Origin of the sequence: Citrobacter sp. SX206 (genome assembly GCF_024181025.1) — a bacterium.
GTDB classification, from domain to species: domain Bacteria; phylum Pseudomonadota; class Gammaproteobacteria; order Enterobacterales; family Enterobacteriaceae; genus Citrobacter; species Citrobacter youngae.
Genome location: NZ_CP049738.1, coordinates 1568996 through 1594535 on the forward strand (window position 1 = coordinate 1568996; position 25540 = coordinate 1594535).

General features: G+C 51.6%; 21 protein-coding genes. 13 read left to right on the forward strand and 8 right to left on the reverse strand.

Annotated features, from left to right (window positions below; all coding sequences use genetic code 11):
* The first annotated feature begins 7 nt into the window (after window positions 1-7).
* Together torA and torD are read left to right on the forward strand one after the other, a co-directional pair.
* Window positions 8-2506, forward strand: coding sequence for a trimethylamine-N-oxide reductase TorA (torA, locus tag G8S19_RS07540; RefSeq protein ID WP_253686404.1), 2499 nt, complete (start codon window positions 8-10; stop codon window positions 2504-2506).
* Window positions 2496-3128, forward strand: a complete 633-nt coding sequence (torD, locus tag G8S19_RS07545) for a molecular chaperone TorD (RefSeq protein ID WP_048211151.1) — start codon at window positions 2496-2498, stop codon at window positions 3126-3128. Before torA ends, torD begins: the two co-directional genes overlap by 11 nt.
* A 55-nt stretch (window positions 3129-3183) precedes the next feature.
* Here torD and yeiP read toward each other — a convergent pair whose 3' ends face one another.
* The gene (gene yeiP / locus G8S19_RS07550) at window positions 3184-3756 is read right to left on the reverse strand and encodes an elongation factor P-like protein YeiP (protein ID WP_005129255.1); all 573 of its coding nucleotides are present in this window, start codon (window positions 3754-3756) and stop codon (window positions 3184-3186) included.
* 157 nt (window positions 3757-3913) lie between these two features.
* Here yeiP and G8S19_RS07555 point away from each other — a divergent pair, with 157 nt between their 5' ends.
* Window positions 3914-4168 (forward strand): YkgJ family cysteine cluster protein, encoded by a 255-nt coding sequence (locus tag G8S19_RS07555; protein ID WP_040230605.1) that lies wholly within the window; start codon window positions 3914-3916, stop codon window positions 4166-4168.
* On the opposite strand, the gene setB is transcribed toward G8S19_RS07555, so the two are convergent.
* Window positions 4165-5346, reverse strand: coding sequence for a sugar efflux transporter SetB (gene setB, locus G8S19_RS07560; protein ID WP_137376433.1), 1182 nt, complete (start codon window positions 5344-5346; stop codon window positions 4165-4167). The genes G8S19_RS07555 and setB overlap by 4 nt on opposite strands.
* 368 nt (window positions 5347-5714) lie before the next feature.
* Between setB and fruB the strand changes: the two genes are divergently transcribed.
* The 4 genes from fruB (at window position 5715) to G8S19_RS07580 (ending at window position 9870) form a co-directional block, all read left to right on the forward strand.
* Complete coding sequence (gene fruB / locus G8S19_RS07565; RefSeq protein ID WP_253686406.1) at window positions 5715-6845, forward strand: fused PTS fructose transporter subunit IIA/HPr protein; 1131 nt, start codon at window positions 5715-5717, stop codon at window positions 6843-6845.
* Complete coding sequence (gene fruK / locus G8S19_RS07570; RefSeq protein WP_003027446.1) at window positions 6845-7783, forward strand: 1-phosphofructokinase; 939 nt, start codon at window positions 6845-6847, stop codon at window positions 7781-7783. Before fruB ends, fruK begins: the two co-directional genes overlap by 1 nt.
* Before the next feature lie 16 nt (window positions 7784-7799).
* Window positions 7800-9488, forward strand: a complete 1689-nt coding sequence (gene fruA, locus G8S19_RS07575; protein ID WP_048211154.1) for a PTS fructose transporter subunit IIBC — start codon at window positions 7800-7802, stop codon at window positions 9486-9488.
* Between the two features lie 145 nt (window positions 9489-9633).
* Window positions 9634-9870: a YgdI/YgdR family lipoprotein gene (locus tag G8S19_RS07580; protein ID WP_048211155.1), complete on the forward strand. Its 237-nt coding sequence runs from the start codon at window positions 9634-9636 to the stop codon at window positions 9868-9870.
* A 61-nt stretch (window positions 9871-9931) separates the two neighbouring features.
* On the opposite strand, the gene G8S19_RS07585 is transcribed toward G8S19_RS07580, so the two are convergent.
* The gene (locus tag G8S19_RS07585; RefSeq protein WP_101741562.1) at window positions 9932-11230 is read right to left on the reverse strand and encodes an anaerobic C4-dicarboxylate transporter; all 1299 of its coding nucleotides are present in this window, start codon (window positions 11228-11230) and stop codon (window positions 9932-9934) included.
* A gap of 76 nt (window positions 11231-11306) precedes the next feature.
* On the reverse strand, window positions 11307-12026 hold the full coding sequence (locus tag G8S19_RS07590; protein ID WP_124021776.1) for an aspartate/glutamate racemase family protein: 720 nt from the start codon (window positions 12024-12026) through the stop codon (window positions 11307-11309).
* A 351-nt stretch (window positions 12027-12377) separates the two neighbouring features.
* On the opposite strand from G8S19_RS07590, the gene hypT reads away from it, so the two are divergent.
* The 4 genes from hypT (at window position 12378) to G8S19_RS07610 (ending at window position 16801) form a co-directional block, all read left to right on the forward strand.
* Complete coding sequence (hypT, locus tag G8S19_RS07595; protein ID WP_048211158.1) at window positions 12378-13289, forward strand: hypochlorite stress DNA-binding transcriptional regulator HypT; 912 nt, start codon at window positions 12378-12380, stop codon at window positions 13287-13289.
* 301 nt (window positions 13290-13590) lie between these two features.
* Window positions 13591-14532 (forward strand): pseudouridine kinase, encoded by a 942-nt coding sequence (locus tag G8S19_RS07600; protein ID WP_137376434.1) that lies wholly within the window; start codon window positions 13591-13593, stop codon window positions 14530-14532.
* A complete protein-coding gene (locus G8S19_RS07605; protein WP_048211160.1) occupies window positions 14520-15455 on the forward strand; it encodes a pseudouridine-5'-phosphate glycosidase in 936 nt (311 codons plus the stop codon). The genes G8S19_RS07600 and G8S19_RS07605 overlap by 13 nt, the downstream gene beginning before the upstream one ends.
* 95 nt (window positions 15456-15550) lie before the next feature.
* Entirely contained in the window at window positions 15551-16801 is a 1251-nt protein-coding gene (locus G8S19_RS07610; protein ID WP_137376435.1) for a NupC/NupG family nucleoside CNT transporter, read from the forward strand.
* A 47-nt stretch (window positions 16802-16848) separates the two neighbouring features.
* On the opposite strand, the gene G8S19_RS07615 is transcribed toward G8S19_RS07610, so the two are convergent.
* The 3 genes from G8S19_RS07615 to G8S19_RS07625 form a co-directional block, all read right to left on the reverse strand.
* Window positions 16849-17937, reverse strand: a complete 1089-nt coding sequence (locus G8S19_RS07615) for a sugar kinase (RefSeq protein WP_048211162.1) — start codon at window positions 17935-17937, stop codon at window positions 16849-16851.
* A gap of 2 nt (window positions 17938-17939) precedes the next feature.
* Window positions 17940-18797 (reverse strand): deoxyribonuclease IV, encoded by an 858-nt coding sequence (gene nfo, locus G8S19_RS07620; RefSeq protein ID WP_048211163.1) that lies wholly within the window; start codon window positions 18795-18797, stop codon window positions 17940-17942.
* Window positions 18798-18862: 65 nt separating this feature from the next.
* The gene (locus tag G8S19_RS07625; protein ID WP_048211164.1) at window positions 18863-19912 is read right to left on the reverse strand and encodes a YeiH family protein; all 1050 of its coding nucleotides are present in this window, start codon (window positions 19910-19912) and stop codon (window positions 18863-18865) included.
* A 133-nt stretch (window positions 19913-20045) separates the two neighbouring features.
* On the opposite strand from G8S19_RS07625, the gene yieE reads away from it, so the two are divergent.
* Together yieE and lysP are read left to right on the forward strand one after the other, a co-directional pair.
* Window positions 20046-20927 (forward strand): DNA-binding transcriptional regulator YeiE, encoded by an 882-nt coding sequence (gene yieE, locus G8S19_RS07630; RefSeq protein ID WP_048211165.1) that lies wholly within the window; start codon window positions 20046-20048, stop codon window positions 20925-20927.
* Window positions 20928-21121: 194 nt separating this feature from the next.
* The gene (gene lysP, locus G8S19_RS07635; RefSeq protein WP_048211166.1) at window positions 21122-22591 is read left to right on the forward strand and encodes a lysine-specific permease; all 1470 of its coding nucleotides are present in this window, start codon (window positions 21122-21124) and stop codon (window positions 22589-22591) included.
* Window positions 22592-23343: 752 nt separating this feature from the next.
* On the opposite strand, the gene G8S19_RS07640 is transcribed toward lysP, so the two are convergent.
* On the reverse strand, window positions 23344-25329 hold the full coding sequence (locus G8S19_RS07640) for a ligand-gated channel protein (RefSeq protein ID WP_048211167.1): 1986 nt from the start codon (window positions 25327-25329) through the stop codon (window positions 23344-23346).
* Window positions 25330-25540: the final 211 nt, after the last annotated feature.

Consider the following 25540-nt stretch of genomic DNA (forward strand, 5'->3'; position numbering starts at 1 on the left):
ATAAGATATGGATATTCATGACTTTAATCCGTCCCGCCGTCGTTTTCTGACCGGAATGCTGGCGGTTGGCGCAGCCAGTGCGCTGGCGCCTAATCCGCTGATATCAAAAGTATGGGCGGCGGGGGAAAACCCCGAACAATGGATCCAGTCCGGCTCACATTATGGTGCTTTTGAAGCCAAAGTGGTTAACGGCGAGTGGACGGAAACGCGTCCGTTCAAACATGACAAACACCCGTGCGATATGCTCAATGCGGTACGTGAAATCGTCTACAACCCTTCACGGGTTCGCTATCCGATGGTTCGACTGGACTGGTTACGCAAGCGTGAGAAGTCGGATCGTAGCCAGCGGGGAGATAATCGTTTTGTGCGGGTTAGCTGGGATCAGGCGCTGGACCTGTTTTATGAAGAGCTTGAGCGGGTGCAAAAAACCTACGGTTCATCCGGCGTCTTTACCGGGCTGGCAGATTGGCAAATGGTGGGCAAATACCACAAGGCTGGCGGTGCAATGGACAGAGGGCTCGGCCTGCATGGTAGCTATGTGACGACCGTAGGCGACTATTCAGCGGCTGCAGCCCAGGTGATTTTGCCGCATGTTATTGGTTCGCTTGAAGTCTATGAACAGCAAACCTCGCTGCCGCTGGTTATCGAGAACAGCAATACCATCGTACTGTGGGGCTGTGATCCCATTAAGAACTTGCAGATTGAATTTTTGGTTCCCGATCACGATGCGTTTGGCTACTGGCAGCAGATCAAAGAGGCCGTCGCCCAGGGCAAAATGCGCGTCATCAGCGTTGATCCGGTGCGCAGCAAATCGCAAAATTTTCTGGGGTGTGAACAGCTGGCGTTACGACCACAGACCGATGTTGCGTTACTGCTGGCGCTCGCACATACCCTGTATGCAGAAAAACTGTACGACACGGCATTCATTAACGACTACACCGTCGGCTTCGAGCAGTTTTTACCCTACCTGATGGGAGAAACAGACAAACAACCGAAAAGTGCCGAGTGGGCTGCTGAAATCTGTGGGCTGACGGCGGATCAGATCCGTGACTTTGCCAGGCTGCTGGTGAAAGGTCGGACGCAGTTTATGGGCGGCTGGTGCGTACAGCGTATGCACCACGGTGAACAGTATCCCTGGATGCTGGTGGTGCTGGCCAGTATGGTTGGTCAAATTGGTTTACCGGGCGGCGGTGTGGGGTTCGGCTGGCACTACAACGGCGGAGGGACGGTGACGTCAGCCGGGCCAGTACTTTCTGGTCTGGGGAGCATTAACAATCCGCCAGAGGCGAAGTATAAACCAGATTTTCGCGGCGTATCCGAGCATATTCCTACCTCACGTATTGTTGATTGCCTGCTGGAGCCGGGCAAAAAGATTGCGTTTAACGGTGAGACGTTAATCTACCCTGACATCAAAATGGCGATCTTCAGCGCGGCTAACCCGTTCCACGCCCAGCAGGATCGCAACCGGATGATCGAGGCGTGGAAGAAACTGGAGACCGTGGTGGTGTTAGATCACCAATGGACCGCATCCTGTCGTTTTGCCGATATCGTCCTGCCTGTTACCACACGCTTTGAACGTAACGATATTGAGCAGTTTGGCACCCATTCGAATAAGGGACTGATGGCGCTGCATCAGGTCGTCAAACCGCAATATGAAGCGCGGCATGATTTCGACGTGTTTGCCGGACTCTGTAAACGTTTTGACAAGGAGTCGGTATACCGGGAAAACCGCGATGAAATGCAGTGGGTACAAGCGCTTTATGACGAAGGGGTCAAAATGGGGGCCTCGCTCGGTGTTACGTTGCCAGACTTTGACACGTTCTGGAAAGGTGAAGGGTATGTTGAATATCCCGCGGGACAACCGTGGGTGCGTCATGGCGAATTTCGCGATCAGCCCGATCTTAATCCCCTGGGCACACCATCCGGTCTGATTGAAATTTACAGCAAAACGATTGCCGGTTTTCAGTATGACGATTGCCCTGGACATCCGGTGTGGATGGAGCCGTTTGAACGTAGCCATCAGAGTAGGAAAGATAAATATCCACTGCACCTGCAATCCTGTCACCCGGATAAACGCCTGCACTCCCAATTGTGCTCAAGTGATGCGTTTCGCAGCACGTATGCGGTAGCGGGAAGAGAACCGCTTTACATCAGCGAGCAAGATGCTGCCGCGCGGGGGTTAAAAGCCGGGGATATTGCGCGGGTCTTTAACGCGCGCGGTCAGGTGCTGGCGGGGGTGGTGATTAGCCCTGATTTTACCCCTGGCGTGATCCGCATTCATGAAGGGGCATGGTATTCCCCACAGGAAGGTGGGAAAGCCGGGACGCTATGTACCTATGGCGATCCTAATGTCCTGAGCGCGGATATTGGTACGTCTCAACTGGCGCAAGGGCCTTCAGCGCATACCGTGCTGGTGGATGTCGAGCGCTATCAGCAACATGTTCCACCGGTCACGGGATTTGGTGGGCCGGAGATAGTAAAAGAGGAGGGGGACAATGCAGCATAGCCTTATTTTCCAGCAACGTGCCGCGGTCTATCAGTGGTTTTCACAATTGCTGTTTCGTGAGCTGGACCAGAAACAACTCGCTCGTCTTGAAAGCGAGGATACCCGACAGTGGCTTGCGTCGCTGGCGGGTATCCCTGGGCTTTCGCTGGATGTCAAAAAACTGGAGCGTAGCCTGACGCAGGCTCTGCGTCGTGAAAGCCGACAACTGGAGCTGGCCGCAGATTTTGCAACGTTATTTCTGCTGGCGCCGCCTGGCGGTGTTTCCCCGTATGCGGGACATTATCCGCACACAACAGCGGCCGAAGAACGTCGACAAATGAATGTACTGTTGGTTGAACACGGGCTGGCTGCGCAGGAAAATGAGCCCTCCGATCATATCGCTATACAGCTGGCTTTGATGGCGAGGATGGCAGCCAAAGAGGAAACGCTATCTGCACAATATTACTTTTTACATCATCATATTATGTGTTGGGCACCCTTGTTTCGTGATAGCTGCCTGCAGCGTGATGAGAAGGGATTTTATGCGCGGGCGGTTAGCGTCATTGTGGGTTTTATACGGGAAGATGAGCAGTATCTCGAATCATTGTTGATGGATGATTTTTACCTCAGCAGTCAGCGCTGAAAATGACAAAGGGACAGCCTGCGCTGTCCCTTATACGTCAATGTGCGGCAGAAAATTAGTCTGCACGGCCCATATAGCGGCGTTCTTCGATATGAATACGGATTTTCTCACCCGCACTCAGATACTCAGGAACCTGGATCACCAGACCGGTGCTCAGGGTTGCTGGTTTGTTACGCGCACTCGCTGAAGCACCTTTAATACCCGGTGAGGTTTCAACGATTTCCAGGTCTACGGTCTGTGGCAGTTCAAGCGCCAGCAGCTGGCCGTCCCAGGTCAGTACCTGCATGTCTGGCATTCCGCCTTCCGGGATGAACAGCAGCTCTTCTTCAATCTGGTCTTTGGTGAAGGTATACGGGGTATAGTCTTCTTTATCCATAAAGACATATTCATTGCCATCAACGTAGGAGAAATCAACCCCGCGGCGGCTTAGGGTGACGGTATCCACGATATCGTCACCTTTGAAGCGCTCTTCAACTTTCAGACCGGTACGGACATCAGAAAAACGCATTTTGTACAGCGTAGCTGCACCACGTGCGGACGGTGATTGAATATCGATATCTTTTACAATCAGCAGCTTGCCGTTGTAGTTCAGTACCATACCTTTTTTAATTTCGTTCGCTCTTGGCATCGAAAAAATCCTGTAGTGAGGAGTGTCTAAAATATCGCGTAAAACTACTCGCGCCGGGGCATTCAGGCAAGCGGAATTCATGCTTTTGCTGGTGCCAAAAAGGTGGTACTGTGCGCTTCCCGCACAATCCGATGGTTTACGATAAAGAGAGTACTGTATGGAATGCCGTCCGGATTGTGGTGCATGCTGCACCGCGCCTTCAATCTCCAGTCCCATCCCTGGCATGCCTGATGGCAAACCTGCTAATACGCCATGCGTTCAGCTGGATGAATCCCTGCGTTGCAAAATTTTTGCGTCTCCGTTGCGACCAAAAGTGTGCGGCGGTTTACAGCCCAGTGCGGAAATGTGCGGACAGACGACGCACCAGGCCATGATTTATCTCATCGAGCTTGAAGCGCTGACCGCGCCTTAAACGTCCTTGATGCGCGCCAGGCACACAACCGTCGCGACGATCATCACCAGCGCAAACCAGAACACCGCGTGATAGTTCCAGATTTCAGCGGCTATCCCCGCCAGTGAGCCGGCAATAATCCAGCCGACGCGGATGGTATTGGTGTACAACGTTGTGGCTGATCCCGCCTGCCCCGGCATTAAATCCTGAAAATAAAGCATGCCAATCCCGCCGAGGATGCCGATGTAAATCGCGTTCAGCAACTGTAAGCCGAGCAAAACCGCCGGTGAATGTGCCAACAGCATGCCTGCATAAAAAAAGAACCCGGCGATGACGGCGATTCTCATCAACAGACGTTTGCCCAGACGTTTGGCAAAATATCCCGCAATCAGCATGGTTGGGATTTCCAGTCCTGCTGCGGTGCCCATCATGATACCGGCGAGTTTTTCAGGCAGATGCAGTTCGTTGATGATAAACAGCGGCATATTAATGATATAGAGGCTGTTGGTGCCCCACATTAATGTACAGACAGCAAAAAGCAGCAGCGTATCACGACGATTACGGCGTGGAGCTTCAACCGCCCCTGTTGCGAGAGGTACGCTTTTGTTCATTGACGGTAAGAAAAACCAGACCATCACGCCGCAGACAATAAATGCCACCGCGGCGCTGAGATACATCACCGTAAAGCTGAACCCCATGGCCAGCGCGTAGGCCAATGGTGGGCCGATCACCCAGGCCAGTGAAACCTGGGCACGTAAAATCGAGCTGAACATGACGGCTTCCCGGCCCGTGCGATCGGCGTGTTCACGAGCAAGCGCAAACATTTGCGGGTTGGCGGTGGAGCCAAAGCTACTGAGAAATACGCCGACAAACAGCAAAATAAAATAGTTACGGTTCCAGGCAAACAACACGCAGGCCAGCATACCCAGTACACAGCAAAAAACGATCAGGTTTTTACGATCGCCTTTTTTGTCAGAGCGTCCGGCCAGAAACTGGCTTACCAAAATGCCGATGACGGCGCTACCGGTAAAAAAGAAACCCACCATTCCCGGACGTGCATGGACCTCATCGGTCAGAAAAAGGCTGAGCGTGGGCGTCTGTAATGCCCCGGCGATGCCCGTGAGAAAAGCGACAAGCAGGAACGCCGAAGACGTTAAATCAAACGCCTTGGGTGTGGCGGCTACGGGGGTGTTATGCATGTTTAGCTATCAGTGGAGTGAAGAGAGGCGGAGTTTACGCTGCTCGCCAGAAAATAAACAGGGCACTAAATCAAAATCGGTATGGAAAATCAAAATGTCATTTCAGTCTGAGAAGTCCACATGCTGACGATGCTGAAGTTGAATAGCTGAACACGTTTTTGCGTCAGCTTGTTTCAAAGAAACGAAGAGAAAATGTGCGGTACATCTAAATTCAGCAAGTTAATTGTTAACTTTACTTGCGTGCTGAAGCAGAAAGATCCAGACTCCTTGAAACGTTTCAGCGTCATCTTACCTTAACTGATGGAGTCGGGTGACGCCTTTTTTCTCATGTTAGCTGAATCGTTTCAATTCAGCAGGAGAGGAGAATCATGTTCCAGTTATCTGTTCAGGATATTCACCCGGGCGAACAGGCCGGGAACAAAGAAGAGGCTATTCGCCAGATTGCCGCAGCCCTTGTGCAAGCGGGCAACGTTGCGGACGGCTATGTCAATGGCATGCTGGCGCGCGAACAACAAACATCGACGTTTCTCGGCAATGGTATTGCCATTCCTCACGGTACGACAGACACACGCGATCAGGTGCTGAAAACCGGGGTGCAGGTGTTTCAGTTTCCGCAGGGTGTGACGTGGGGCGAAGGTCAGATTGCGTATGTGGCTATCGGCATTGCGGCCAGCTCAGATGAGCACCTTGGGTTGTTGCGTCAGCTGACTCATGTATTGAGTGATGACTCGGTTGCGGAACAGCTGAAATCAGCCACCACGGCAGAAGAATTACGCGCATTGCTGATGGGCGAAAAGCAGAGCGAGCAACTGAAGCTTGATAACGAAACGCTGTCGTTGGACGTCGTCGCCAATTCGCTGGTGACGCTGCAGGCGCTGAACGCCGCGCGTCTGAAAGAAGCCGGTGCAGTAGATGCCACCTTTGTGGCCAGAGCGATTAACGAGCAACCAATGAATCTTGGTCAGGGCATCTGGCTGAATGACTGTGCTGAAGGCAATGTGCGCAGCGCCGTCGCGGTCAGTCGTGCGGCAAGCGCATTTGAGGTGCAGGGCGAAGCCGCTGCGCTGCTGGTGACTGTCGCGATGAATGATGACCAGCCCGTTGCGGTGTTGAAGCGTCTGGGCGATCTGTTGCTGAGCAATAAAGCTGACCGTTTGCTGAAGGCGGATGCTGCAACGGTGTTAGCGATGCTGACCAGCGATGATGCATTAACTGATGATGTACTGAGTGCCGAGTTTGTGGTGCGTAATGAGCATGGTTTACACGCCCGTCCGGGCACCATGCTGGTGAATACGATTAAACAATTTAATAGTGAAATAACCGTGACAAATCTTGATGGAACCGGAAAACCGGCAAATGGACGCAGTTTGATGAAAGTTGTGGCATTGGGCGTGAAAAAAGGACACCACCTGCGCTTTACCGCACAGGGTGAAGATGCTGAACAGGCGCTGAAAGCCATTGGCGATGCCATCGCGGCAGGCCTTGGGGAGGGCGCATAATGAGCAGACGTGTTGCAACTATCACCCTGAATCCGGCTTACGATCTGGTCGGTTTTTGCCCGGAAATTGAACGCGGTGAAGTCAATCTGGTGAAAACGACCGGTCTGCATGCGGCGGGAAAAGGGATTAACGTCGCAAAAGTACTTAAGGACCTGGGGATTGACGTGACGGTCGGCGGCTTTCTGGGTAAGGACAACCAGGATGGTTTTCAGCAATTGTTCAGTGAACTGGGCATCGCTAACCGTTTTCAGGTGGTGCAGGGGCGTACCCGAATTAACGTCAAGCTGACTGAAAAAGATGGTGAAGTTTCTGACTTCAATTTCTCCGGCTTTGAAGTCACCCCGGCTGACTGGGAACGCTTTGTGAATGACTCACTAAGCTGGCTGGGGCAATTCGATATGGTGTGCGTCAGCGGCAGCTTGCCGACCGGCGTGAGCCCTGAAGCATTCACTGACTGGATGACGCGCCTGCGCAGCCAGTGTCCATGCATTATCTTTGATAGTAGTCGTGAAGCGCTGGTCGCTGGCCTGAAGGCAGCTCCGTGGCTGGTGAAACCAAACCGTCGTGAGCTGGAAATCTGGGCTGGCCGTAAGCTGCCAGAAATGAAAGATGTTATCGATGCGGCACATGCTCTGCGTGAGCAAGGCATTGCGCACGTGGTGATTTCACTCGGTGCGGAAGGCGCGTTGTGGGTCAACGCTTCGGGTGAATGGATTGCTAAGCCACCGTCAGTTGAGGTGGTCAGCACTGTAGGTGCGGGTGATTCGATGGTTGGCGGTCTGATTTATGGCTTGCTGATGCGTGAATCCAGCGAACATACCCTGCGTCTGGCGACGGCAGTTGCCGCCCTGGCGGTAAGCCAAAGTAATGTGGGTATTACCGATCGTCCTCAGTTGGCCGCAATGATGGCGCGTGTCGACTTAAAACCGTTTAACTGACAGCAGGAGAGGCATAATGAAAACGCTGCTGATTATTGACGCTAATCTCGGCCAGGCTCGCGCCTATATGGCGAAAACCCTGCTTGGAGCGGCGGCACAGAAAGCGCATCTGGAGATCATCGACAATCCAAATGATGCAGAGCTGGCGATTGTCCTGGGCGATAAGCTGCCTGTCGACAATTCGCTGAACGGCAAAAAAGTCTGGCTGGGTGACATCGGTCGTGCGGTTGCGCATCCCGAGCTTTTTCTCAGTGAAGCAAAAGGTCATGCGCAGCCATATAGTGCGCCGGTTGTGGCAACGCCAGCGGCAAGCAATGGTCCAAAACGTGTGGTGGCAGTGACAGCCTGTCCGACAGGCGTCGCACATACGTTTATGGCTGCTGAAGCTATCGAAACCGAAGCGAAAAAACGCGGCTGGTGGGTGAAAGTGGAAACCCGCGGCTCAGTAGGGGCAGGTAATGCCATTACGCCGGAAGAGGTTGCCGAGGCCGATCTGGTGATTGTGGCGGCTGATATTGAGGTTGATCTGGCGAAATTTGCTGGAAAACCGATGTATCGCACGTCTACGGGCCTGGCGCTGAAGAAAACGAAGCAGGAACTGGATAAAGCGCTGGATGAAGCGACCCCGTATCAGCCAGCCGGGAAAAATCAGACTGCGGCCACCGAAGGAAAAAAAGAGGGCGCGGGCGCGTATCGTCACCTGCTGACCGGTGTGTCTTACATGCTGCCGATGGTGGTTGCGGGCGGTCTGTGTATTGCGCTGTCATTCGCCTTTGGTATTGAAGCATTCAAAGAGCAGGGAACGCTTGCGGCAGCACTGATGCAGATTGGTGGGGGCTCAGCCTTCGCACTGATGGTGCCCGTTCTGGCAGGTTACATTGCATTTTCTATCGCTGACCGCCCAGGTCTGACGCCGGGTCTTATTGGCGGTATGCTGGCGGTAAGCACCGGTTCTGGCTTTATCGGTGGGATTATCGCCGGTTTCCTTGCCGGTTATGTGGCGAAGCTCATCAGCACGAAGTTGAAACTCCCACAGAGTATGGAAGCGCTGAAACCGATTCTGATTATTCCGCTGCTTTCGAGCCTGGTCGTTGGTCTGGCAATGATTTACCTGATTGGTAAACCGGTTGCGGGCATTCTGGAAGGCCTGACTCACTGGCTGCAAACCATGGGGACGGCGAATGCGGTTCTGCTTGGCGCTATTCTTGGCGGCATGATGTGTACCGACATGGGCGGTCCGGTGAACAAAGCGGCCTACGCGTTTGGGGTGGGGCTGCTGAGTACGCAAACTTATGCACCGATGGCAGCCATTATGGCGGCAGGTATGGTGCCACCGTTGGCGCTGGGTCTGGCAACGCTGGTTGCGCGTCGCAAGTTCGACAAAGCACAACAGGAAGGTGGCAAAGCGGCGCTGGTTCTGGGTTTATGCTTTATCACCGAAGGGGCAATTCCGTTCGCGGCACGCGATCCGATGCGTGTTCTGCCATGCTGTATCGTCGGTGGCGCGGTGACGGGAGCAATCTCAATGGCTGTGGGTGCGAAGTTGATGGCGCCACACGGCGGACTATTTGTACTGCTGATCCCAGGCGCCATTACCCCTGTACTGGGTTACCTGTTGGCGATTGTTGCTGGTACGCTGGTGGCCGGTCTCTCCTACGCGGTGCTGAAGCGCCCGGAAGTGGACGCTGTCGCGAAAGTAGCCTAACTCTTCTTTACTTCCCTGGGCAGAGATTTCTCTGCCCTTTTTTATTCTTTGATCCCGACAGTCGCGGCACCGCCACAATAATCCATCCTGTCTTAACCAAATTCGATAAAGTGCCCTTAAATCAAACTCGTCACGGAAATCGAATATGAAAAAAACGCACATTTTTGCCTCTCTGTCACTCGCTACGCTGTTGCTTACGGGGTGCTCAACCACCTGGGTGATGACAACAACATCAGGGGCAACGATAGAGACGCAAGGCAAGCCTGAGCAGGATTCCGGGACTGGACTGACAAAATATGCTGACACCTATGGCTATCACCGCGTGATTAAAAGCAGCGATGTGAAGCAAATAGATAAAGGTAAGACGGTATTGCTATGGTGAGTCAGGTCAGGTAAGTCGCGAAGTATTCAGGAGGCGATATCGCTCCCCTGAATAAAACGGGTCAGGCAATCATTGGCGCGATGATAAAACCAAAGGCAACGCCCGCGATGATCCCACCCAGTCCTGGCAACATAAACGGATGGTTTAAGACATATTTGCCCACGCGCGTTGTCCCGGTGGTGTCGAACTCCATTGCCGCCAGTGAAGTGGGGTATGTGGGTAGAACAAACACACCTGTCACTGCCACGTAGGAAGCCAGAATGGCCCAGGTGGGTACGCCGAGCGCGACGGCAAGCGGGATAATCAGCGGCGTGGTGGCTCCCTGCGAATAGAGCAGCGCGCAGGTCCCAAACAGTACCAGAGCCAACAGCATCGGGTAGGCCTGTAGAATATTACCCGCGATGTCTTTAATTTCCGCTAAGTGTGCGTCAATGAATGTGGTTCCCAGTGTAACAATGCCGAGAATGACGGCCAGCGAACTCATACCTGCTCGAAAAGTGGATGTCAGTACAATGGCATCTGTCGATGTTTTGCACAGTACGACCATCAGACAAGCGGCAGATAACATGCAGATAATGATGATATCCCGGGTATTCATTGGGTTACCTGCATCGAATCCAGGACGTAGTTGAGGACATGCTGCAAGAATAACGATGACGACCGTTGCCAGCATAAACAGGGCAACGGAAAGCACGGCACCCGGCGTCGTGCTACTCTGGCTTTCATATTTACGGACCAGACCTTTTTGCAGGCGTTGCAGATACACTTCATCATCCTGTAGCTCGCACCCCTGGCGTGAAGCGATTAATGCCGCCACCATTGCGGCAACGAACGAGGCCGGCAGGCATACTGCCATGACCTGTATAAAGCTGACGCCGTTTCCCTCCATGATGGTCAACATTGCGGCCATTGCAGCGCTGATCGGCGAGCCGGATATTGCCACCTGGGAGGCGACGACGGATCCTGCGAGCGTGCGTGAGGGGCGGATACCGGACTCTTTTGCTACTTCGGCAATGACCGGTAGGGTAGAGAAGACAATAAATCCGGTCCCCGCCATAATGGTCATCGACCAGGTAATAATGGGCGCAATAACATTGATATATTTAGGGTTACGCCGCATAAAATTCCCTGCAACGCGTACCAGATAATCCATACCACCCGCGGCCTGTAGTGCTGAGGCAGCCACTACCACCGTCATAATAATGAGAATCACGTCAACGGGTGGCGAACCAATTTGCAACCCAAATCCCAGTGTTAAAATAGCCAGCCCCAGCCCGCCACATAAACCAATACCAATACCGCCGAAGCGGATACCAAAAAATATTGCGCCCAACACTACGATAATTTCCAGCCAAATCATAATGGCCTCCGCCAGAGAATAATTCGTTATTAAAATGGGTGTTTATTTAATTCAATAATTAGCCAGGCATAGATTTTCATTGCACTAAAAGATGATCTTTACCAACGCGTTTCTCGTACCATTTAATACCGGCGCGAACCAACGAACCGGTTGAATCAATATATTTTTCAGGTGCCGTTTTGACAGCCTCAGCAAGGATGACGGGAACTTCAGTACATCCCAGTACGATAACTTGTGCGCCGCGAGAGAAGAGTGCTTGAGCCTGTTCATTCATCAGCGTTTGCGCCCGCTTAACATCACCGGCTTTTAAGCAATAGATACTTTCCATCACTTTTTCCTGACTGGCAGAGTCAGGACTGATGCAGGTTAACCCAAGAGATTCAATGCCTTTTTGATAGAGACCCATGTACAACGTGGCGTTGGTGGCGAGTAGTCCAATACGTGATTTTCCACAGTTCCTGACCTCGCTGATGGTCGTTTCAACGATACTGAGCAGCTCTGTGTGACAGCACTCTTTTAATTCATTAAACCAAAAGTGGGCGGTATTACAGGGGATGACAATACACTCAGCGCCAGCATCTTCGAGTTTATGCATATAATCGCGCATTGCCGGGAGTGGGGAATTACCATGATGCATTAACGCGTCAGTTCGGTCAGGAATGTCAGGAATAGATGAAATAATTAATGGGATATGTTCCTGGTCACGTTGTGCCGCGGTAAAGGTGACGAATTTATTAAAGAGATCGACGGTTGCCGCTGGCCCCATACCACCCAGTACACCAATTAAACCTTTCACGATATATACCTCGATTTACCGTTAAATAATATTCAGGCTGTTTTTATCTTGCCCTAATGTTTAACAGCAGAGAGTCGAGAGGAGAAATGCAATAATGTTTGTCTAAATGCAAAAACTGCATGACTGTAGTTTCTTTCGTCCTCCCATGAGGTTCGGAAAACGTGCGAAACCTGAAGTTTTGCCTGCAGAGAAGGGGGATGACTGAATGGCGAAGCCAACATGTTAATGCCAAAAACGAAGGCTTGATGCAAAAAACGAATCATCAGTGGCTAATCGCCAATATCATCTCTGGAACGCCTCTGGCATGATGTTTTAGGTTAATCACCCTATTTAAACATCCGCGTGACAGGCATGAAAAATATTGAGACAAAATGGTTATATGATTTCCTGACGCTGGAGGCGTGTCGTCATTTTTCCCAGGCGGCTGAGGAACGCAATATATCCCAACCGGCATTTAGCAGGCGGATCAAGGCGCTCGAATCCGCCGTGGGAGTACAGCTTTTTGATCGCACGACGAGTCCACTGCAACTCACGGAGGAGGGCAAGCTATTCCATTCGCAAACCCGTAGCCTGCTGCAACAGCTGGAATGCAATCTGGATGAGCTAAGTGGGCACAACCTGCTTGGGGTTCCCAATATTAAAATAGCGGCGGCACATTCTCTGTCGCTGACGATGTTGCCCAGATTAGTGCACTCAATGGCGGCCTGGGGGGAAGAGTTTGTTTATCACGTCGAGGCGATTGATGTGGTGCAAGCGGTGAATACCCTGCGTGAAGGGAAAAGTGATTTTATTATCTCTTTTCGGGATGAAGATTTAATGCAGTCACCCTTCTGCGGTTTGAAGGTTTTTGAGTCTGAGTTGTATCCCGTTTGTGCGGCTGATGCGAAGGGGAAGGCGTTGTTTGATATCTATCAGCCGCAGGTGCCGATTCTGAACTATACCAGTACATCCTACATGGGAAGATTGGTAAACCGTCATCTGGCGGAAGTGGGCGGTATTTCTGCTCGTACACTGTTTATGTCTTCGATGAGTGAGTTATTGAAAAATATGGCATTAGATGGCCATGGTATCGCCTGGCTGCCGGCGTGGACTATCGTAAACGAACTGCGTGACAAGCGGCTGGTTTGTCTGCAGACGCCGGAACTGATGGTGCCTATTCAGGCCTATATTTACCGGATGGATACCCGCTTGAATAAAACGGCTGAGCACTTCTGGCGGATTTTGTACAACCACATGCCGGAGGACCTGGTTTCGCTCAGTTAATACACACCAGTCTGCCTGGCACATCTGAAAAACCTCCGGTTATCCGGAGGTTTTTTTCTGGTTTGCTCAATTTGTGTTCTGCCTCTCATTTTTTCTCTCCCTTGCAAACTGTATCTATAAAAAATTGTGACTCTGTTCATATCTATTTGTTTTAGATCTTGCGGATGGATTTACTTTACAAAAAACCTGGCTAACATGAACACATGTTTGATAGTGAACATGTGCTCTAATAACCTTTGCTGTAGCAATGGTTATTTTTGACGAACTCATTAGTGGTAATTATATTGCCAGGGGACGTGCTATGCGTGAAAAGGAATACATAGTAACCATTGGCTCGGCTAATATGGATGTCGCCGGGTATTCGCATGCTTCTCTGAATTATGCGGACTCGAATCCAGGGAAAATAAAATTTACGCCAGGCGGCGTGGGACGCAATATCGCTCATAATTTGGCGCTGCTGGGAAAAGATTCATGGTTACTGACCGCTGTTGGTAACGATTTCTATGGACAATCACTGCTGGCGCAAACTAATCAATCTGGCGTTCATGTCGAAAAATGCCTGATTGTTGCTGGAGAAAATACATCAAGTTATTTGTCGCTGCTTGATAATACCGGTGAGATGCTGGTTGCCATAAATGATATGAGTATTACCGACCACATTTCAGCGGATTTTTTGTCGCAACATCGTGATTTTATTCGTGCAGCAAAAGTCATTGTCGCTGACTGTAATATCAGTGAAGACGCGCTGACATGGGTGTTGGAAAATGCGGGCGAGGTACCGGTGTTTATTGACCCGGTATCGGCATGGAAGTGCGTTAAAATTCGCGAGCAGCTCGGCAAAATCCATACCTTAAAACCTAATCGACTTGAAGCTGAAACCCTGAGTGGGATTGCACTCTCCGGGCGAGAGGATGTTGGCAAAGTTGCCGCGTGGTTTCATGAACGCGGCCTAAACCGCCTGGTGCTCAGCATGGGGGGGGACGGTGTTTATTACAGCGATATCTCGGGGAGTAGCGGCTGGTCGCTGCCCATTAAAACTCACGTCATTAATGTCACGGGGGCTGGTGATGCCATGATGGCGGGACTGGCTTCCTGCTGGGTAGACGGTCTGCCCTTTATTGATTCGGTTCGATTTGCGCAGGGTTGCTCATCTATGGCACTGGCCTGTGAATATACCAATAACCCTGATTTGTCTGTTGCGAATGTTAGCTTAATAGTGGAGAACACAGAATGTCTGAATTAACTCTTTCCTCTGAATTATTACAAATATCTCCAGAAGTTCAGGAAGCATTAAACAGTAAAAAACCCATTGTTGCACTTGAATCAACCATTATTTCCCATGGCATGCCATTTCCACAAAATGCGCAAACAGCAATTGAAGTAGAAGAAACTATTCGCAAACATGGTGCTGTGCCTGCAACCATTGCCATTATTGGCGGGGTAATGAAAGTTGGCTTGAGTAAAGACGAAATTGAACTTTTAGGACGTGAAGGGCATAACGTTGCTAAAGTTAGCCGCCGAGATTTACCGTTTGTTGTAGCCGCAGGGAAAAATGGCGCGACTACCGTTGCCTCTACCATGATTATTGCCGCTATGGCGGGAATTAAAGTATTTGCAACCGGGGGGATCGGCGGTGTTCACCGCGGGGCTGAGCATACATTTGATATTTCTGCGGATCTGCAAGAACTGGCTCATACCAATGTCACGGTTATTTGCGCAGGGGCAAAATCTATTCTCGATCTCGGATTAACAACTGAATATTTAGAAACCTTCGGTGTGCCGCTCATTGGTTATCAGACAACATCGCTGCCAGCATTTTTCTGCCGCACCAGCCCGTTTGACGTCAGTATTCGTCTGGACAGCGCAAAAGAAATTGCCCGCGCGATGGCGGTGAAATGGCAAACCGGTCTGAACGGCGGCCTGGTTGTCGCCAATCCAATCCCGGAGCAGTTTGCCATGGCAGAGGAAAAAATTAACGCGGCAATCGATCGGGCCGTGAAGGAAGCTGAAGAACAGGGCGTTGTGGGCAAAGATAGCACGCCGTTCCTGCTGGCGCGGGTTGCGGAACTGACCGGAGGCGACAGTCTGAAATCAAACATTCAGTTGGTGTTCAACAACGCCGTACTGGCTTGCGAGATTGCGAAGGAATACCAACGCCTCGCCTGACCAAATTTTTCGGGCAGAAAGCGGTCGCCCGTGAATATCAAACCTACCAAAACCTGGCGTTAGCGCCGGGTTTCCTGGCATGAAGGGATTTCATTATGGATATAATGAGAAGTGTTGTGGGTATGGTGGTATTACTGGCCATCGCGTTTCTGCTGTCAGTAAATAAAAAACGGATTAGCCTGCGTACCGTTGGCGCTGCGTTGGTTTTGCAAATCGCCATTGGCGGTATCATGTTGTATTTCCCTCCGGGAAAATGGCTGGTTGAACAGGCTGCACTCGGCGTCCACAAGGTTATGTCATATAGCGATGCGGGAAGCGCATTTATTTTCGGCTCGTTGGTCGGTCCTAAAATGGATGTGCTGTTTGACGGTGCCGGTTTTATCTTTGCCTTCCGGGTACTCCCCGCGATCATTTTTGTTACCGCGCTGATAAGCCTGCTTTACTACATTGGCGTAATGGGACTGTTGATCCGTATTCTCGGAGGTATTTTCCAGAAAGCGCTGAACATCAGCAAAATCGAATCATTTGTCGCGGTGACGACGATTTTTCTCGGGCAAAACGAAATTCCGGCAATCGTGAAACCCTTTATTGAGCGCCTGAATCGCAATGAGCTGTTTACTGCAATTTGTAGCGGGATGGCATCTATTGCGGGTTCAATGATGATTGGTTATGCCGGAATGGGTGTACCCATCGATTATTTGTTGGCGGCATCATTGATGGCAATCCCTGGCGGGATTTTGTTCGCGCGTATGCTGAGTCCGGCAACGGAAGAGTCTCGCGTTACCTTCGAGAATCTGTCGTTTACTGAGACACCACCGAAAAGCATCATCGAAGCGGCGGCCAGTGGGGCGATGACCGGGCTGAAAATCGCCGCAGGTGTGGCGACGGTGGTAATGGCATTTGTCGCCATTATTGCGTTAATTAACGGCATTATTGGTGGCGTTGGTGGTTGGTTTGGCTTCGGTCACGCCACTCTGGAAGGCATTTTTGGCTATATTCTGGCCCCGCTGGCGTGGATTATGGGCGTGGACTGGAGCGATGCGACGCTGGCAGGTAGCCTGATTGGACAGAAGCTGGCGATCAACGAATTTGTCGCTTATCTCAACTTCTCGCCGTATCTGCAAACGGGCGGTGCGCTGGACGTGAAGACCATCGCGATTATCTCGTTTGCTTTGTGTGGTTTTGCAAACTTTGGTTCAATTGGTGTTGTCGTCGGTGCGTTTTCAGCCATTGCACCACAGCGCGCACCGGAAATCGCGCAACTTGGAATGCGTGCTTTGGCAGCGGCAACGCTTTCTAACCTGATGAGCGCCACAATAGCCGGTTTCTTTATCGGACTGGCATAAAATAAAGTTTGTAGGCCGGATAAGCAGAGCGCCATCCGGCATTATATCTAAGCGGTTTTCAGCAAATACAGGGCATTATCGGCGGAGAGCGTTGGGTTGTTGATACTGACGCTGGCCCGCGATAATGCCGCGCAGGCCATGGCAAACTGCGCGCTTTCACGAAACTCGCTACCTTCCAGAAAGCTGTACAGTAATCCCGCCATAAAAGCGTCATCGGCGCCAAAACTGTCTACCACCGTATGCTCAGGCGGCGTCAATAAAAACTGTTCGCCGTCCTTTTCGCTGCAAAAAACGGATTCGTCTTCCAGACACACAAAGATGCGTTTTACTCCTTGCTGATGAAGGTCGTTGACGGCCTGCATGCGATCCGCATCCGACTGGACAGGCTTACCCCATAAAATGCCCAGCTCTTTCTGCGTGGGTTTGAGCGTATGAATACGTGTAAACCAGGTCTTCATTTTTGCCGCTTTGAACTCTGAAACGGTATCAATAAATACCGGAATGTCATCAGCAATAGTAAATACCCACTCGATGGCTTCAGCAGTCAGGTTGCAATCCGCCAGCACGACGCCGGAATGGCGGATAAGATCCCGTGAACCGTTCAGCAACTGCGGCGTTAGCTGTTGCAGAATGTGGGTATCGTTAATCGCCAGTACGGTCTCTTCCTGCTGATTCGCGATCGACAAATAGGTGGAGGTGTTATGTCCATGCAGACGAATGCAATTGGAAACGTTAACACCAGCCTGACGGGTCTGTTCCAGCAGCGTTTCGCCATAGAAATCGCTACCAACAGCGGAGATTAAATGCACGTCACGGCCCAGCAGCGCCAAATTATGAGCGATATTGCGTCCCACGCCGCCTGCAGAACAGTGGATGCTGCCGGGGTTAGATGCGGCTTGAGGATAGTGGATGTCTGCAATACCCCGGATATCCATGTTGATAGCTCCGACGACGACGCAATAATCTTGTTCGGTAAGGATATAACCTTTACCTTTGATCATTCCTTTGCGCATCAAATCCATAATATGTGCGGCGACGCGCGAACGGCTGATCTGCAAAATATCGGCGATTTCATTCTGCTGAATCAACGGATTACGTCGCAGGATCTTAAGGATCTGCTTTTCCCTGTCGTTCATGATTAGGCCACCGCTTTTTCAGTTTGCTGCGCTTTCAGCCAGGCAATCTCTTCTGCCCAGATATCTGGATTAATGGTTTCCAGTATCAGTGGGATGCCGTCAAAACGGTTGTCCTGCATGATCCAGCGGAATGCATCGTGACCGATATTACCTTCCCCTAAGCTATGGTGACGGTCAACGCGGCTGCCAAATGCGCTCTTGGCATCGTTCAGGTGCATACCGCGTAAATAGTTAAAGCCGACAATACGTTCAAATTCAGCGAATGTCTTTTCACACTCGTCAACGGAACGCAAATCGTAACCGGCCGCGAAGGCGTGGCAGGTGTCGATGCAGACGCCGACACGGGATTTATCCTCGACGCCGTCGATGATTGCCGCCAGATGCTCGAATTTAAAACCAAGATTACTGCCTTGCCCGGCGGTGTTTTCAATGACTGCCGTCACGCCCTGAGTTTGAGCAAGGACAATGTTGATTGATTCGGCAATACGCGCCAGGCATTCATCTTCCGGGATCTGCATTAAGTGGCTGCCCGGGTGAAAGTTAAGCAGGGATAAACCAAGCTGCTCGCAGCGCTGCATTTCATCAAGAAAAGCATCGCGTGATTTTTCCAGCGCGTCGCTGACCGGATGACCGAGGTTTATCAGGTAGCTGTCGTGAGGCAGGATTTGCGCAGAAGTATAGTGATACTTCTCGCAGGCAGATTTGAAATCATCAATGATTTCGGTGGTCAGCGGCGCGGCACGCCACTGACGCTGATTCTTGGTGAACAGGGCGAATGCGGTCGCTTCGATTTCTGCGGCTCGAATAGCGGCGTTAGCCAGACCGCCAGCGGCGCTTACGTGCGCTCCAATATATTTCATAAATTAAACCCGCCATACTCAAAAGGAGAGAGTATAGCGGGTTAATGGGGGGGAGTCGTGCTCGTTTATGCCATCAGCGCGTGGATAGCGAGGTTAATCGCGCCACCGCCCACAATCAGCCAGACAAACAGCACCAGTGCCATCAGCAGAGGTTTTGCACCGGCTTTTTTCAGGGCGCTAACGTGAGTGGTCAGCCCCAGCGCGGCCATCGCCATTGCCAGCAAAATGGTATCCAGCGTTACCAGCATGTTCACTACCGACTGCGGCAGCAGGTGGAACGAGTTAAAAATCGCGACCACAATAAACAGGATGGCAAACCACGGAATAGTGATTTTACTTTTTTCTCCGCTGGCCGCCGGAGACAGTTGTTTAACACGTGCTGCCAGGATGATGAGGAACGGAGCCAGCATCATGACGCGCAGCATTTTAGCTATGACGGCTGCGTTTTCAGCTTCCGGGGTGATTGCATGCCCGGCAGCAACAACCTGTGCGACTTCATGCATCGTGGAGCCAATATAAATCCCGTAGGTTTCCGGGCTAAACCAGTGCGCCAGTAGCGGGTACATTGCCGGGTACAGGAAGATAGCAATGGTCCCGAAGATAACCACGGTAGCAACGGCGACCGTTACCTTACTGGCTTCTGCTTTCACCACCGGCTCGGTGGCTAATACGGCGGCGGCACCACAAATGCTGCTCCCCGCGCCAATCAGCCAACTGGTGTGGCGGTCCAGACCAAACACTTTCTGCCCAAGGAAGCAGGCAATCATAAAGGTGCTGCTGAGCGTTAACACATCAATCACGATACCGCTGACGCCGACGTCAGCAATTTGCGCGAAGGTGAGGCGGAAACCATAAAGGATGATCCCCAGACGCAGTAAATGTTGCTTGGCAAACAGCACGCCACCGTCACAGCTTTTCCAGATTTGTGGATACACGGTGTTGCCGATAACCATCCCGAATAAAATGGCTAAGGTGAGGGCGCTGAACCCGGCACCTGCGACGGCGGGAATGGAACCTCCCCATAAGGCGGCCCCGGTGATAACTGCACTAAGGGCAAGCCCCGGAATAAAATGCCACACTGTACGACGATGATTCTGTAGGGCGAGTTCAGTCATAACCCCTCCTGAACAATTTGAATGATTTCTTGGCAAAAATTGTAAGGTGAAGTGGCTTAAAAATAAAATTGATTATATATTTATAATTAATCTTTATAAGTGGTAAGCACGGGCTACCCGGTGGAAAACGACTATGCATATCACCCTGCGACAACTTGAAGTTTTTGCTGAGGTACTGAAAAGCGGCTCGACGACTCAGGCATCTGTCATGTTGTCATTGTCGCAGTCAGCGGTCAGTGCTGCGCTTACCGATTTAGAGGGGCAACTTGGCGTGCAACTGTTTGACCGCGTCGGCAAGCGACTGGTCGTTAATGAGCACGGGCGCTTACTCTATCCGCGTGCGTTGGCCTTGCTCGAGCAAACGACAGAAATTGAACAGCTTTTTCGTGAAGATAATGGCGCGATTCGCGTCTATGCCAGTAGCACCATTGGCAACTATATTTTACCTGCCATGATTGCAGGTTACCGGCGGGATTTCCCCGATTTGCCGCTGGAACTCAGCGTGGGCAACAGCCAGGATGTTATCAATGCCGTGCTGGATTTTCGGGTCGATATCGGGCTGATTGAAGGGCCCTGTCACAGTACCGAAATCATCTCTGAACCGTGGCTGGAAGATGAACTGGTGGTATTTGCTGCGCCGTCATCGCCGCTAACCACGGGGCCCGTGACGCTGGAGCAACTTGCGGCGTCGCCCTGGATCCTGCGCGAACGTGGGTCTGGTACTCGCGAGCTGGTGGATTACCTGCTGTTGTCTCATCTACCGAGATTTCAGATGGCAATGGAGTTGGGTAACTCTGAGGCCATTAAGCATGCGGTGCGCCATGGTCTCGGGATCAGCTGCTTGTCGCGTCGGGTTATTGCAGAACAACTGCAGGCAGGAACGTTAAGCGAAGTTCCGGTGCCGTTGCCACGTCTGGTCCGCACGCTTTGGCGCGTCCATCATCGCCAAAAACATCTTTCAAACTCGCTGCTGCGTTTTTTACGTTATAGCGACCAGGTAGAGCAGGTTGAATAAGGCGCTGATGCGTCGTACCTGCAATAAACACCCCATCGTCAACTGAGGGCAATCGTCATACGTTGCCCATTTCTGCTTTACTTATAATCCGCGGCCAGTCATGAAGGTCTCTTATAACAGCGCATTTGTGCCGGAAGAATGCCATTTCGTCTGCTACAATCGCGCCTCATTTTTTGGATGGATAGCATTTTCACATGGTTTCCGAAACTAAAACCACAGAAGCGCCCACGCTACGCCGTGAACTGAAGGCGCGTCACCTGACGATGATCGCCATTGGTGGTTCCATCGGTACGGGTCTTTTCGTTGCATCTGGTGCAACCATTTCTGCGGCGGGTCCTGGCGGCGCGCTGTTTTCTTATATTCTGATTGGCCTGATGGTGTACTTCCTGATGACCAGTCTTGGTGAGCTGGCTGCCTACATGCCGGTTTCCGGTTCGTTCTCTACCTACGGTCAGAACTATGTAGAAGAAGGCTTTGGCTTCGCGCTCGGCTGGAACTACTGGTACAACTGGGCGGTGACTATCGCCGTGGACCTGGTGGCCGCACAATTGGTAATGAGCTGGTGGTTCCCGGATACGCCTGGTTGGATCTGGAGTGCGCTGTTCCTTGGCGTTATCTTCCTGCTGAACTACATCTCGGTACGTGGATTTGGCGAAGCGGAGTATTGGTTCTCACTGATTAAAGTCACCACCGTGATTATCTTCATCGTGGTTGGCGTAATGATGATTATCGGTATCTTCAAAGGTGCTCAACCGGTGGGTTGGAGTAACTGGACGACAGGTGATGCCCCCTTTGCCGGCGGTTTTGCCGCCATGATTGGTGTGGCGATGATTGTCGGCTTCTCTTTCCAGGGGACCGAGTTGATTGGTATCGCCGCGGGCGAATCTGAAGATCCAGAGAAGAACATTCCACGCGCGGTGCGTCAGGTATTCTGGCGAATCCTGCTGTTCTATGTGTTCGCGATTTTGATTATCAGCCTGATTATCCCGTATACCGATCCGAGCCTGCTGCGCAATGATGTAAAAGACATCAGCGTCAGCCCGTTCACGCTGGTATTCCAGCACGCGGGTCTGCTGTCTGCGGCGGCGGTGATGAACGCCGTTATCCTGACGGCGGTGCTGTCGGCGGGTAATTCCGGGATGTATGCATCAACACGTATGCTCTACACCCTGGCATGTGACGGTAAAGCGCCGCGTATTTTCTCTAAACTGTCTCGTGGCGGCGTACCGCGTAACGCGCTGTATGCGACGACTGTCGTGGCAGGTCTGTGCTTCCTGACATCCATGTTTGGTAACCAGACTGTGTACCTGTGGCTGTTGAACACTTCCGGGATGACGGGCTTTATCGCCTGGCTGGGAATTGCAATTAGCCACTATCGTTTCCGCCGTGGTTACGTGTTGCAGGGCCATGATATTAATGATCTGCCGTATCGTTCAGGCTTCTTCCCTCTGGGGCCGATCTTTGCCTTTGTCCTGTGCTTGATAATCACCCTGGGGCAAAACTACGAAGCGTTCCTGAAGGATACCATTGACTGGGGCGGTGTAATGGCAACCTATATTGGTATCCCGCTGTTCCTGATCATCTGGTTTGGCTATAAGCTGACCAAAGGAACCCGTTTCGTTCGTTACAGCGAAATGCACTTTCCGAAACGTGTGAAGAAGTAATCCAGTGCATAATGCTTGCCAGGTAAGCATTATGGAGAACATTTGATTCCGCTATAGGGTTCCGTTCATCTTAGTGGTGTCATTTCTCTGAAGCACAGATATCTGTGAACGTGCAAGGGAGGCTCGCCGCCGCCTCCCTTGTAACCCTGGCTCCCGGCGGGAAAATCGCCGCTACACGATGTATTCGTCTTATTCCGTCTGCCTGTCGGGTCGGGGCCTAGCCTGCGTCCCTGCAGGCCGTCCCCTCTGACCGCATCCCTGCGGGCATTCCCGGTCAACCGTCAACGCCTCATCGATTTTCAGCCGGACCGGGGTCATCGCTTCAACGCTCTGACTTCCAGTTAAATCTGTTTTGCTGTTTAAACAAAAAACGCAGATGGCCAGGTGTGGGCTGGTCCGGCTGAAAATTGCCGACGTGTATCCATAAGGTCGGGAGAACCCGCAGGGATGCGGGTTCAGGGTGTGAGCGACAGGGATGTTGCATCGCGCCCGGCCCGGTAGCCTGGACGAATAAGCGGAGGGGATTGCGAAGCAACAATTTTCCTGCCGGGAGCCGGGATTGTTAAGGGTGCGGAGATAGCACCCTTAACACGTTCACGGGTGTTCAGTGTACAGAGAAGCGATGAACATGAGGTGAACGGAACCCTTTCTCTGAGAGAGCATGTTCATTACCCCGCCAACACATGTTGATGCTTTATGTTAACTGAACAGCATTAGGCATGGTGAATGCCGGGGTTTTTATGGTCTAAAATTTAGAAGTTATATGTCAGGCCAACAGTGTAACGACGACCATCAAGCACGGTGTCATAGGTCTCGTAATCAATCTGTTTATCCAGCACGTTATACACGCCAGCAGTAAGCAGTACATCTTTGGTCGCATAGTAACGCATACCGATATCGACCTGGGTATAGGAAGGGGTGCCTTGCGCCATGGAGGTACGGCTCAGGTATTCTGATGTTTTGCCACGCAGATTCAAACGGCTCCAGAAACCGATATCCTGCGTAGCCTGCCAGTCCAGCGTGGTGTTGAACATATGCTTCGGCATTTTGTTCAACGGCTGGCCCGAGAACTGACCGCTTTTCTGTTCAGATTCAGTGTAGGTATAGTTCGCTGTCCAGTTGATGTCGGAGGTCATCTTCCAACCGAAGGTGGATTCGACGCCGCGCATATTGGCTTTATCAACGTTAACCCGATCGCTGACAAAGTCGTAATGGGTGCTGCCAATAGTACAAGCCGGATCGGCACTGCTGTTACAGCGACGGACTTCGGTAATTTTGTTTTTGAAGTCAGTATTGAACAGCGTGACACCCGCATTGAGGTCGTTGCCGTTATCCCACAGCAAACCGATCTCTTCGCTCAGGCTTTTTTCTGGTTTCAGATCCGGGTTGCCGACAATGATACCGTTCAGACGACCGCCACCGGTCACTTGCCCCCAGCTTGCGGATGACTGGCGCAGATCCGGTGCACGATAGCCCGCAGAAACTCCCCCTTTTAAGGTCCACTGATCGCTCAGGTGCCATACGCCATAGCCGCGCGGCGTCCAGTTGTCACCGTAGTTTTCATCTTTATCCATACGCAGACCGCCGGTCAGCGTGAAAGTATCGGTAACCGCCCATTCATCTTCGGCAAACAACGCCCAACTCCAGCGGGTCAATTTGTTCAGACCGTCAGCTGCTTGCAGTTGGTTGCCGTTATCGCGCAGTTTTTCATAACGGTATTGCCCGCCAACTGTCAGGGTGTGCGCCCCGAGGAAGACCTGGTTCTGGTTATTGAAGATCGTGTTGTAGGATTTCATCTGACGACCAGGGTTTTTGGTCTCTTCCTGCTGAACATAGCTGGTGCTGTTGAAATCGTCGTAATAACCGCTGTGGGTTAATGAATACGTTGTGTGTTCATAACGGTTGTAGCTTTTGCTGTTTGGCTTACAAACACCGTTACGGCAGTTTTCTGCCGCCATCGATTCGCCCGGTGTGCTGTTGCGATCCTGTAGTTCATGCGCGACATCGAAGTCGATGTCATTTTTATCATCCGGGGTGAAGTTGAGGGTGAGTCCGCCGTTGCGCAGGCGTTGTTCATTGTAACCATTGACTATCTTATCTTCTCCGCGATGGGAGAACAGCCCGGTCACTTTTGCGCCGAGTAGCCCGTCGATCAGTGGTCCGGACGCGTATGCATTTGTCTGGTAAAGGTCTCCGGAGTCCCGATCTTCCTGGAGGGTGGCATCACCATGCAGGGAGCCGGTCCAGGCTTTAGTATTCGAGACTTTTTTGGTGATCACGTTAATCACGCCGCCCATAGCGTCAGAGCCGTACAGAGACGACATCGGGCCACGGATCACCTCGATACGCTCGATGGATTCCAGTGGCGGTAGCCAGCCTTGCTCAATACCCGCGTTGTCGCTGTTCGGGCGGGTACCGCGTGTACTGATACGTTTACCGTTAACCAGGAAGAGCGTGTATTGCGAGGCCATACCGCGGATGCTGATATCACTGCTGCTACCGCCGCCGGTCACAACAACACCAGGGACGTCTTTCAGTGCATCGGTCACATCGCGATACGCTTTATCTTCGATCTGCTGCTTGGTAATAACCGAAATGGAGGCGGGGGCATCCTGAATTTTTTGCTCAAACCCGGTGGCGGTGACGACCACGGTATCCTGGTCGGCGGCATAGACGAGTGATGGGAGACTCGCGACGCATACTGCGGCGGCTACAGCCTTAACGTGAGGTATAGTCATTTGTATCATTCCATTTAAATGAATCTAACTGCGTGTCATGTGAAAGGCCATGACAATTGTATGTATTTGTCTTTTAAGGACTCTTTTCAGTAAAGAAGCGGGGGGATTGTACAAAAGTATGAATTTTTGTAAACACAAATGATAATAGAAATCATTTGTGTTTGATGGGTTTAGCATGGAAAATCTTTTTAATTCAGTGGGATAGTGGTGA